8 protein-coding genes and 3 pseudogenes are annotated in these 10,991 nt (G+C 72.5%); 2 read left to right on the top strand and 9 right to left on the bottom strand.

Features of this window, described 5'->3' with window-relative positions:
- Together I5E_RS20970 and I5E_RS02235 are read right to left on the bottom strand one after the other, a co-directional pair.
- Positions 1-352: pseudogene (locus tag I5E_RS20970) on the bottom strand (sensor histidine kinase); the annotation flags it as partial.
- On the bottom strand, positions 352-1,035 hold the full coding sequence (locus tag I5E_RS02235) for a response regulator transcription factor (RefSeq protein WP_042723507.1): 684 nt from the start codon (positions 1,033-1,035) through the stop codon (positions 352-354). The gene I5E_RS02235 and the pseudogene I5E_RS20970, both read right to left, overlap by 1 nt.
- A gap of 159 nt (positions 1,036-1,194) precedes the next feature.
- On the opposite strand from I5E_RS02235, the gene I5E_RS02230 reads away from it, so the two are divergent.
- The gene (locus tag I5E_RS02230) at positions 1,195-1,608 is read left to right on the top strand and encodes a hypothetical protein (RefSeq protein ID WP_022905559.1); all 414 of its coding nucleotides are present in this window, start codon (positions 1,195-1,197) and stop codon (positions 1,606-1,608) included.
- Between the two features lie 80 nt (positions 1,609-1,688).
- Here the strand turns inward: I5E_RS02230 and I5E_RS02225 are convergent, their stop codons facing one another.
- The 3 genes from I5E_RS02225 to exaC are packed head-to-tail and all read right to left on the bottom strand — an operon-like array spanning position 1,689 to position 4,879.
- The gene (locus I5E_RS02225; protein WP_022905558.1) at positions 1,689-2,861 is read right to left on the bottom strand and encodes a GAF domain-containing protein; all 1,173 of its coding nucleotides are present in this window, start codon (positions 2,859-2,861) and stop codon (positions 1,689-1,691) included.
- 45 nt (positions 2,862-2,906) lie between these two features.
- A complete protein-coding gene (locus tag I5E_RS02220) occupies positions 2,907-3,338 on the bottom strand; it encodes a DUF779 domain-containing protein (protein WP_022905557.1) in 432 nt (143 codons plus the stop codon).
- The gene (gene exaC / locus I5E_RS02215) at positions 3,338-4,879 is read right to left on the bottom strand and encodes an acetaldehyde dehydrogenase ExaC (RefSeq protein WP_022905556.1); all 1,542 of its coding nucleotides are present in this window, start codon (positions 4,877-4,879) and stop codon (positions 3,338-3,340) included. Before exaC ends, I5E_RS02220 begins: the two co-directional genes overlap by 1 nt.
- Positions 4,880-5,048: 169 nt before the next feature.
- On the opposite strand from exaC, the gene I5E_RS02210 reads away from it, so the two are divergent.
- Complete coding sequence (locus I5E_RS02210; RefSeq protein ID WP_187290445.1) at positions 5,049-5,588, top strand: HdeD family acid-resistance protein; 540 nt, start codon at positions 5,049-5,051, stop codon at positions 5,586-5,588.
- A 50-nt stretch (positions 5,589-5,638) separates the two neighbouring features.
- On the opposite strand, the gene I5E_RS02205 is transcribed toward I5E_RS02210, so the two are convergent.
- From I5E_RS02205 to I5E_RS02190, 4 genes and pseudogenes are all read right to left on the bottom strand, one after another.
- A complete protein-coding gene (locus I5E_RS02205; RefSeq protein WP_022905554.1) occupies positions 5,639-6,718 on the bottom strand; it encodes a VIT1/CCC1 transporter family protein in 1,080 nt (359 codons plus the stop codon).
- Between the two features lie 127 nt (positions 6,719-6,845).
- A pseudogene (gene pyk / locus I5E_RS02200) lies at positions 6,846-8,288 on the bottom strand (pyruvate kinase); the annotation flags it as partial.
- A 141-nt stretch (positions 8,289-8,429) separates the two neighbouring features.
- Positions 8,430-9,887, bottom strand: coding sequence for a glutamate synthase subunit beta (locus tag I5E_RS02195; protein WP_022905552.1), 1,458 nt, complete (start codon positions 9,885-9,887; stop codon positions 8,430-8,432).
- Positions 9,880-10,991 (bottom strand): annotated as a pseudogene (locus tag I5E_RS02190) (glutamate synthase subunit alpha); the annotation flags it as partial. The pseudogene I5E_RS02190 and the gene I5E_RS02195, both read right to left, overlap by 8 nt.

The raw sequence follows: 10,991 nt of genomic DNA, 5'->3' as shown, positions 1-10,991 counted from the left end.
CCCCGCCGACCGCGGTGCCGGCCCCGGCAGTGGCCCGGATCGGGCGACCCTTCCGGAGTTGCTCCGGGCTGGGCCCGGCCTCGACCGCGGCGCCGTCGGGCTCGACGATCCGCACCGAGAGTCCCTGGGCGGACAAACGGTCGGCGAGGTCGCTCGCGTCGAGCACCCCGACGAGCGCGGCGGCGGCCGAGGCGCGGTCGCGCAGACGGTCCTCGACCTGGGCGGTCAGACGGGCGCCGAGCACGGCCTCGACCGCGACGACGAGGGCCGTGAGCAGGACGGTGAGGAGCACGAGGATGGCGATCACCGTCCGCAGGCGCAGCGAGGTGGTGCGCAGCCGACCGTCGCGCATCACGCTGCACCCCGGTCGACGGCGAGCCGGTACCCGAGGCCGCGGACGGTGTGCACGAGCCGTGGACCGTGCGCCTCCATCTTCCGCCGCAGCGCGCTCAGGTGGACCTCGACCAGGTTCGGGGCGATGTCCTCGTAGCCCCAGACCTGCGTCGTGATCTGCCCCTTCGACACGGTCCGCCCCCGGCTCTCGGCGAGGAACCGGAGCAGCCGGAACTCGGTCGCGGTCAGGTCGAGCAGCACGCCGCCACGCCGGACCGTCGACCCGTCGGGGTCGAGGACGAGGTCGCCCACCTCGATCACGGACGGCACCCGCCCGCGCCGCCGCAGCACGGCCGTGACGCGGGCGACGAGCTCCGCCATCGCGAACGGCTTCACCACGTAGTCGTCGGCACCCTCGGCGAAGCCGCGGAGTCGGTCGTCGAGCTCGTCGCGCGCGGTGGTCATCACGACCGCGGCGTCCGAGCGGGCGCGGATGCGGGCGGCCAGCAGGATGCCGCTCGGCCCGGGGAGCATCCAGTCCAGCAGGACGAGGTCCGGGGCGGTGCGGTCCAGGTCGGCCGCGATGGAGCGGCCGTCGGCGACCTCGGCGACGGTGAAGCCCTCGGCGCGGAGGGTCGTCACGACGGCGGTGCGGAGGGAGTCGTCGTCCTCGACCACCAGGATGCGTGCGGGTGCGTTCACGGCGGCCACGGTAGGGCGGTTCCGCCAGCACGGAGCATGGAACGAGCTGGAGAACCCCTGTGCGCAGCAGATGCTTCAGTCCTGCTTCAGATTCGAACCCGACCGTCGTCCTCGTCGGCGGACCGCCCCGGTCGACCGACGGACGAACAGGAGATCACCATGCAGGACGAACAGCCCACCACGCGTCGCCGGACCCTCCGGGCGGTCGGCATCGGTTCCGCCGCGGCGGCCGTGCTGGTCCTCGGCGGGATCGGGGTCAGCGCGGCGATGGCCGCCCCCGCCGCACCGAGCTCGGCCGCGACCGGCGCGCCGACCGCCGGCCCGAGCGGCGCCCCGACCGGTGCCCCGACCGGAGCCCCGACGGACGGTCCCGCCGCCGGCCCCGGCACGAAGGACGGCGCCGCGGGCTCCGCCCCCGGATGCGTCGCCGGCCCGCTCGCCGACGGGAAGGCGCCCACCCCGCCCAAGGACGGCACGGCACCCACCCCGCCCAAGGACGGCACGGCACCCACCCCGCCCGCCGCTCCCGGGTCCGACGCCACCTCGACGCCGGAACCGACGACCGGGTCCTGAGCACCCCGCACCCGCCGCGGGAGGCGCGTGCCGTCGGCCGACGGACCGACGCGTGCCGCGCCTCCCGACCGGCGGAGCCCTCAGGGACGCTCGATCGCCTCGATCGCCGCCACCACGCTCGCGCGCCGCGGCGATCGACGCGGCAGTGCCGCGAGCAGCGCCAGCAGCACCTGCTCGTCGGCTGCGCCGTCCGCGGTGCGCGCCCAGGCCTGCAGCGCGTCGACGCCGCCGTCCTGCAGGAGCGACTCACGGAACCGTGACCGGACCCGGTCGCGCAGGTCGTCGACACCCGGCGACGCGGAACCCGGCAGGACCGGTCCCGTGTAGCGGTCGACAGCCTGGAGGCGCGCCCCGCGGTCGAGCGCGGACAGCACCGTCTCGACGTCGGTGCGGATGCCCTGCAGGCGGTACGGCCTGGACGTGAGCCGCGCGTCGAGCCCGTGGTGCGCGAGGACGCGCCGGAGGCGCACCACCTCGGCGCGCAGCGTCTGGACGGCGCGCGCATCGCCGTAGACCGCGACCGCGAGGTCCGCGGCCGCCAGCCCCTCGGGGCTCGCTGCGAGCACCGCCAGGATCTCCGAGTGCCGCTCGGACAGCCTGGTCGACCGCGTGCCGACGTGCAGCGTCGCGGTGTCGGCGCCGAGCAGGGTGAGCTCCGCCGACGCGACGGGTCCCGGACGGGTGGTCCGTGCCGAGAGGGCCGCCAGCGCGAGCTCCGCCTCGGCCGCCGCGGCCGTCGCGGTCAGGAGCGGGAGGGTGTGGCGCTCGACCGCGCGGTCGTCGCCCGTGATGTCGAGCGCGCCGACGACCGTGCCGGCGGCGTCGCGGAGCGGGACGGCCGTGCACGAGAACCCCTTCACCGCGGTCGCGTAGTGCTCCTCGGCGTGGATCTGCACCGCGCGCCCGAGCCGGAGCGCCGTCCCGGGGGCGCTCGTCCCGGCTCGGTCCTCGGCCCAGTCGGCGCCGGGGACGAACCCCATCCCCTCCGCCGCGCGCCGGGCGGACCGTGCGCCGTCCACCCAGACGAGCCGACCCGTCGCGTCGGCGACCGCGACGACGCACCCGGCCGAGCGGACGTCGTCGAGCAGGAGCCGACGGACGACCGGCAGTGCCGTGCCGAGCGGGCCCGCGCGGCGGAGCGCGTCGAGCTCGTCCTCGCCGAGCGAGGGCGTCGGCACGGCGTCCGGGTCGACGCGGGCGGAGCGACGCCAGGACGCGGCGACGAGCGGACGGAGACCGGACGGTTCGCGCATGCGCCCTCCTGTCCGGTCCCCGTCGCGTCGTCGCGACCGGTGCGGTCAGCCTACGTCGGGTGCCGCGCGCGGGCCAGGGCCGACGAGGCCGAGATCCGCGAGTTCGCCCTCGTCGAGCATCCGGGACCGGGTGAGGAACCGCTTGCCCTCCGGCACCTCGAGGGAGAACCCGGCGCCTCGGCCGTCCACGACGTCGATCGTGAGGTGGGTGTACTTCCAGTACTCGAACTGCGAGCGGGACATGTAGACCTCGACGGGCGCGATGCCGTCGACCTCGAGCGCGCCGAGCAGCACGTCGCCGGAGCCGGTGGTGAACATGCCGACCGGGTAGCACATCGGGCTGGAGCCGTCGCAGCACCCGCCCGACTGGTGGAACATCAGCGGGCCGTGCCGGGCGGCGAGGGAGCCCAGGAGCGCCGCCGCCGCCGGTGTCACGGCCACCCGGGCGGTCGTGGGCCGGTCGTCGGTGTGCGGCATCAGAAGAAGCCCATCGGACCCTCGGCGTAGGACACGAGGAGGTTCTTCGTCTGCTGGTAGTGCTCCAGCATCATCTTGTGGTTCTCCCGCCCGATGCCGGACTGCTTGTAGCCGCCGAACGCCGCGCCCGCCGGGTACTGGTGGTACGTGTTCTCCCACACACGACCCGCCTGGATGTCGCGGCCGGCGCGGTAGAGCGTGGTGGCCTCGCGGCTCCACACCCCGGCGCCGAGGCCGTACAGCGTGTCGTTGGCGATCGAGATCGCGTCGTCGTAGCCGCTGAACGACGTCAGTGCGAGGACGGGGCCGAAGATCTCCTCCTGGAAGATCCGCATCGAGTTGTCGCCCTCGAACACGGTCGGCTGGACGTAGTAGCCACCCGACAGCTCGCCACCGAGGTCGGCCCGCTCGCCGCCGGTGAGGAGCTTCGCGCCCTCCTGCTTGCCGATGTCGATGTAGCTCAGGATCTTCTCGAGCTGGTCGTTCGACGCCTGCGCCCCGATCATCGTGGCGAGGTCGAGCGGGTGTCCCTGCTTGACCGCACGGACCCGGTCGAGGCCGTCGGCGACGAAGCCGTCGTAGATCTCCTTCGCCACGAGGGCTCGGGACGGACACGTGCAGACCTCGCCCTGGTTGAGGTTGAAGAAGGCGAAGCCCTCGAGCGCCTTGTCGTAGAAGGCGTCCTTCTCCTGGGCCACGTCGGCGAAGAAGAGGTTCGGGCTCTTGCCGCCGAGTTCGAGCGTCACCGGGATGAGGTTCTGCGAGGCGTACTGCATGATCAGCCGGCCCGTGGTCGTCTCGCCGGTGAACGCGACCTTGCGGATGTCCGGGTGCTGCGCGAGTGGTGCGCCGACCTCGATGCCGAAGCCGTTCACGACGTTGAGCACACCGGCGGGGAGCAGGTCACCGATCAGGTCGATGAGGACGTGGATGGACGCCGGCGTCTGCTCGGCGGGCTTCAGGACGACGCAGTTGCCCGCGGCCAGGGCGGGTGCGAGCTTCCACACCGCCATCAGGATCGGGAAGTTCCACGGGATGATCTGGCCGACGACCCCGAGTGGCTCGTGGAAGTGGTACGCCACGGTGTCGTGGTCGATCTCCCCCGTCGACCCCTCCTGCGCTCGGATCGCCCCGGCGAAGTAGCGGAAGTGGTCGATGGCCAGCGGGATGTCCGCGCCGATCGTCTCGCGGATGGGCTTGCCGTTCTCCCACGTCTCGGCGACGGCCAGGGACTCGAGGTTCTGCTCCATCCGGTCGGCGATGCGGTTGAGGATCTCGGCGCGTTCGGCGACACTCGTCCGGCCCCAGGCGGGGAAGGCCTTCCACGCGGCCTCGACCGCCCGGTCGACGTCGGTGGAGTCCCCGCGGGCGATCTCGGTGAAGACCTTGCCGGTGACGGGAGTGGGGTTCTCGAAGTACTGACCCCCGGCCGGCGGGACGTACGCGCCGCCGATGTAGTGGTCGTACCGGGAGCGGAACGAGACGAGTGAGCCCTCCTCGCCGGGTGCGGCGTAGGTGGAGGGGGACGGTGCGATGGTCATGGTGGACACCTTTCGACGACGCTGTCGGGGCGCTGGATCCGCGCCTGCCCGAACGCTACGACCGTCGGGGTTGCATCCGGTTGCATCCCGGTTGCACCCGGCGGCCCGAACGGACCCCGGCCGGTCGAGGTAGCGTCGTTGCGAGCAGACCTGACAGGGAGGAGTGCTCGTGGATTCTCGTGCCGTCCGCACGTTCCGGGTGTTCGTCGTCGTCACCGCCATCGTCGCCGTCGTGCTCGGCGTCGTCGCGATCGTCTGGCCCAGGCCGTCCCTCGTCGTGGTGGCGTTGCTCTTCGGCGTGTACCTCGTGGTCGCCGGTGCCCTCCGCGTGTTCGCCGCCGTGCGCGGCCACGGGACCCCGTCGGTGTGGCGGTGGACGTCCGGCATCGTCGGCGGACTCGTCGGCGTCGCCGGGCTCGTGACGTTGCTCGACCCCGCCGTCCCGCTCCTCGTCTACGCGGTACTCGCGGGCGTCGGCTTCATCGTCGAGGGGATCGCGTCGCTGGTGGGCGCGTTCGTCGGACACCCCGGGTCCTCGCGGATCCCGTCCGTCGTCAGCGGCGTGCTCTCGATCCTCGGTGGCGTGGTCGTGCTCGTCGCGCCGGGCCTGGCGTTGACCGTCTTCATGGTCTTCTCCGGGATCGCGCTGATCGTCGTCGGCGCCGCGGCCCTGCTGCTGCTCCCGCCCCGGGCAGCCCTCCGCCGGTAACGGCACCCCGCCAGGCCCCGCACGGTCCGGGGGCCGTGTGCGCCGGTCGGCTAGGCGCTCCCCGTCCCGAACAGCAGGCCGAGCCCGTACGTGACCGCGGCGGCACCGAACCCGATCGCGAGCTGCCGGAGCGCCCGCCGGAGCGGCGACGCCCCGCTGAGCACCCCCACGACGGCACCGGTGCCGAGCAGCGCGATCCCGACGAGGACCGCCGCCACCGCGATCGCCGCCCACCCCTCGAGCCCGAACAGGTACGGCAGCACGGGGATGATCGCCCCCGACGCGAAGAAGCAGAAGCTCGAGATCGCCGCGCTCATGCCGTTGCCGATCGCCTCGTGGTCGTCGACCGACGCGGTCCCCGTCACCGTGGCACCGCCGAGGACGTCGTCGGCGTGCTGCTGCGCCTCGGTCTCGGACATGCCCCGGGCTCGGTAGACGAGGGCGAGCTCGTTGGCGTCGACGTCGAGGTCCGCGACGGCACGGCCGGCCTCGGGGTGCGGGGCGGAGGCGGTGAGCAGCTCCCGCTGGGACCGGACCGAGACGTACTCCCCCGCGCCCATCGAGAGCGCCCCGGCGAGGAGGCCGGCGATGCCGCTCAGCAGGACGAAGTGCCGGTCGGCCCCGGACGCGCTGACACCGATGATGAGCGCCAGGTTCGACACGAGGCCGTCGTTCGCGCCGAACACGGCCGCGCGGAACGTGCCGGACAGGCGCATCCGCCCGCGGTTCGCGAGTCCGCGCACGACCTCGCCGTGGATCCGCTCGTCCGCCGCCATGGTCGCGGTGGCGTCGGCGTCGTCGGCGTACGGCGATCGGTCCTCGGCACGCTGCATGAGGGCGAGGACGAACACCGACCCGAACCGCTTCGCGAGCGAGGCGAGCACGCGGGTGCGGAGACTGCCGCGCTGCGGGCGGCCCACGTCGTCACCGAGCAGGTCGAGCCAGTGCTGCTCGTGCCGCCCCTCGGCCTCGGCCAGGGCGGACAGGATCTCGCGCTCCTCGCCGTCGCGCCTGGCGGCGAGGTTGCGGTAGACGGCGGCTTCCGCCCGCTCGTCGGCCAGGTACCGGCGCCAGCGTCGGACGTCGGTGCGCTGGGCGGTGGGTCGGGACTGGAGGCTCACACCGGCCATCTTGCCCGCTCGCGGAGCCGCGTGGTCGCGGCGGCCGCGGGGCGGGACGCGACAGGGCGCGGACCGGAGGCTGCGTGCGTCGCCGCACCGTGCCTCCTGTCCGCGCCCTGTCGGGACGCGACGGACGTCAGTCGCGCACGTAGGCCGGAGCGGCCTCGGCGTGGGCATCGCCCACGCGGTGGACGCGCAGGTCGTTCGTCGACCCCTCGATGCCGGGAGGCGAACCGGCCGTCACGATGACACGGTCGCCGGGCGCGGCGAGACCGTTCTCGAGGAGGACGTCGTCCACCTGCGAGAAGAGCTCGTCGGTGTGGGTCTTGCGCTCGACGAGGAACGAACGGACGCCCCAGGTGAGCGCCATGCGGCGACGGGTCGCCTCGTTCGGGGTGAAGGCGATGATCGGCAGACCGTGACGCAGACGCGACATGCGGCGGGCCGAGTCGCCGGACTCGGTGAACACGCAGAGGTACGAGGCCTCGGTGAACTCGGCGATCTCGACCGCGGCGAGCGTGATCGCGCCGCCGAGGGTGCGCGGCTTCGTGCCGAGCGGCGCGATGCGCTCGAGGCCGTGGTCCTCGGTGGACTCGACGATGCGCGCCATGGTCCGGACGGTCTGCACCGGGTACTCGCCGACGCTGGTCTCGCCGGACAGCATGACGGCGTCCGCGCCGTCGAGCACGGCGTTCGCGACGTCGGAGGTCTCGGCGCGGGTCGGGATCGGGGACGAGATCATCGACTCGAGCATCTGCGTCGCGACGATGACGGGCTTCGCCATGCGGCGGGCGAGCTCGACGGCACGCTTCTGCACGATCGGGACCGCCTCGAGCGGGAGTTCGACACCGAGGTCACCGCGGGCGACCATGATGCTGTCGAAGGCGTCGATGATCTCCTCGAGCGCGTCGACCGCCTGCGGCTTCTCGATCTTCGCGATGACGGGGAGGCGCTTGCCCTCTTCGTCCATGATCTCGTGCGCGCGCTGGACGTCGGCGGCGTTCCGCACGAACGACAGCGCGATGAGGTCGGCGCCCTGACGGATGCCCCAACGGAGGTCCGCCTCGTCCTTCTCGCTGAGCGCGGGGACGTTCACGGCGACGCCGGGCAGGTTGATGCCCTTGTTGTTCGACACCGTGCCGCCGACGACGACCTCGGTGCGGACGCGCACGCCGTCGGTGTCGAGCACGCGGAGGCGGACACGGCCGTCGTCGATGAGCAGCGGGTCGCCGGGCTGGACGTCCTGCGGGAGGCCCTTGAACGTCGTGCCGCAGATCTCCTTCGAGCCGGGGACGTCCTCGGTGGTGATGGTGAACACGTCGCCGACCGCGAGGTCGTGCGGGCCGTCGGCGAACTTCGCGAGGCGGATCTTCGGACCCTGCAGGTCGACGAGGATCGCGACGGGCTTGCCGAGCTCCTCGGCGGCGCGACGGACGTTCTCGTAGTTGGCCTCGTGGACGCTGTAGTCACCGTGGCTGAGGTTGAGGCGGGCGACGTCGACGCCCGCTTCGATGATCTCCTTGACGGTCTCGTACTCCGACGTAGCCGGTCCGAGCGTCGAAACGATCTTTGCGCGTCTNCATGGATTCCTTCGTGGTGGTGGATGGTGCTTGGGGCTCCGCGCTGTGGGGCCGCGCGGAACGAAGCGAGGCCACCAGCACCCTATCGAGTGCTGGTGGCGGTCGCTCACGAGTGGGTGAGCATCACGTGCGCGCCCACGTCAGACGGAGATGGCACGGTCGGTGGCCTTGACGGGGGCCGGCAGGATCGTCGAGCCCTCGAGGTACTCGTCCACCTTCGCGGCGGCGGCGCGGCCCTCGGCGATCGCCCACACGATGAGCGACTGCCCACGGCCGGCGTCACCGGCGACGAAGACGCCCGGCTCGTTCGTGGTGTAGTCGGCCTGGCGTGCCACAGCGCCGGACACCGTCACCGGCAGCCCGAGCTGCGGCTCGAGCGTGTCGGTCTCGGGCCCGGTGAAGCCCATCGCGACGAGGACGAGGTCAGCGGGGATCTCGCGCTCGGTGCCCGACTTCGGGACACGACGGCCGTCCAGGTACTCGGTCTCGGCGACGCGGAGCGCCCGGACCTCGCCGGCCTCGTTCGCGAGGAACTCGACGGTGGACGCGAGGTAGTGCCGCTCACCGCCCTCCTCGTGGGCGCTGGTGACCTCGAACACGGTCGGGAACATCGGCCACGGCTGGTCGGACGGACGCTCCAGCGGCGGCTGCTTGCCGATCGCCAGGTTCGTCACGCTCAGCGCGCCCTGTCGGTGCGCGGTGCCGATGCAGTCGGCTCCGGTGTCGCCACCACCGATGACGACGACGTGCTTGCCCTCGGCGGTGACCTGGTTGTCCACGGTCGTGCCGGCGTTCGCCTTGTTCTGCTGCACGAGGTAGTCCATGGCGAAGTGCACACCCGCCAGGTCGCGCCCGGGGATCGGCAGGTCGCGCGGCACCGTGGCGCCGGTCGCGACGACGACCGCGTCGTAGCGGGACTTCAGGTCGTCCCACGTGATGTCGCGCCCGATCTCGACACCCGCGCGGAAGCGGGTGCCCTCGGCCTGCATCTGGGCGAGGCGCATGTCGATCTGGCGCTTCTCCATCTTGAAGTCCGGGATGCCGTAGCGGAGCAGACCGCCGATCCGGTCGTCGCGCTCGTAGACCGCGACGGTGTGGCCGGCGCGCGTCAGCTGCTGGGCGGCGGCGAGGCCGGCGGGGCCGGACCCGACGACCGCGACCGTCTTGCCGGTCAGGCGCTCCGGCGGGTGCGGAGTGACCCAGCCGTTCTGGAACGCCTCGTCGATGATCGAGACCTCGACCTGCTTGATCGTCACCGGGGGCTGGTTGATGCCGAGCACGCAGGACGCCTCGCACGGTGCCGGGCAGAGCCGACCCGTGAACTCCGGGAAGTTGTTCGTCGCGTGCAGCCGCTCGATCGCCTGTCGGCCCTCGCCGCGCCAGGTGAGGTCGTTCCACTCGGGGATGAGGTTGCCGAGCGGGCACCCCTGGTGGCAGAACGGGACGCCGCAGTCCATGCAGCGTCCGGCCTGCCGCTTGAGCGCGCCGGACTCCTGCTGCTCGTAGACCTCTTTCCAGTCCATGAGTCGCACGGGCACGGGTCGTCGGGCGGGGAGCTCGCGCTCCTGCACCTTGAGGAAGCCCTTCGGGTCAGCCACCGGTCACCTCCAGAATGCGGTTCCACACCACGTCGCCGTCCGGGTCGAGCCCCTCGTCGACGGCCTGTTGTCGGGTCTCGAGCACGGCCGCGTAGTCCCGCGGCAGCACCTTGACGAAGTCGCTCAGGTCACCGGCCTCGAGCAGTTCGCTCGCGAGGGTCGACCCGGTCTCGGCGGCGTGCCGCGCGAGCAGGTCGTTCACGATCTCGACGTCGGCGCTGTCGAGCGGCTCGAGCCGGAGCTCGCCGGACGCGAGTGCGTCGGTGTTCACGTGCTCGTCGCGGAGCCCACGGACGTACGCCGTCCCGCCGGACATGCCGGCACCGAGGTTCCGGCCGGTCTCGCCCAGGATGAGCGCGAGGCCACCGGTCATGTACTCGAGCGCGTGGTCCCCCACCCCCTCGACGACCGCGGTGGCACCGGAGTTGCGCACCAGGAACCGCTCACCCACGATGCCGCGGATGAACATGCTGCCCTGGGTGGCGCCGTAGCCGATGACGTTGCCGGCGATGACGTTCTGCGCGGGGTCGAACCCGCTGCCGGCGTCGGGACGCACGACGATCTCGCCGCCGGACAGCCCCTTGCCGACGTAGTCGTTGCTGTCGCCGACGAGCCGGAGCGTGATCCCGGCGGGCAGGAACGCGCCGAGCGACTGTCCGGCGGACCCGCGCAGCGTCACGTCGATCGAGCCCGATGGGAGTCCGTTCTCGCCGTGGCGCAGCGTGACCTCGTGCCCGAGCATGGTGCCGACCGCGCGCTCGGTGTTCCGGATCGGCAGGTCGAGCGCGATCGTCCCGCCGTGCTCGAGCACGTCGGACGTCTGCTGGATGAGCTGCACGTCGAAGTGCTGCTCGAGCTCGTGGTCCTGGTCGCGCAGGTGCCGACGGGGCTCGTCGGCGTCGAAGTGCGGTCCCTTGAGGACGGGCTCGAGGTCGAGGCCGGCGGCCTTCCAGTGCTCCACCGCGCGGTCGACGTCGAGGGCGTCGGCGTGCCCGATGGCCTCTTCGAGGGACCGGAAGCCGAGCTCGGCGAGGAGCTCGCGCACCTCTTGGGCGATGAACTCGAAGAAGTTCACGACGAACTCGGGCTGCCGCGAACCGCTGC

The sequence above is a fragment of the Curtobacterium sp. B18 genome (assembly GCF_000333375.1).
In the GTDB taxonomy this organism is placed as follows: domain Bacteria; phylum Actinomycetota; class Actinomycetes; order Actinomycetales; family Microbacteriaceae; genus Curtobacterium.
This window is presented reverse-complemented; position numbering and strand designations above follow the sequence as displayed.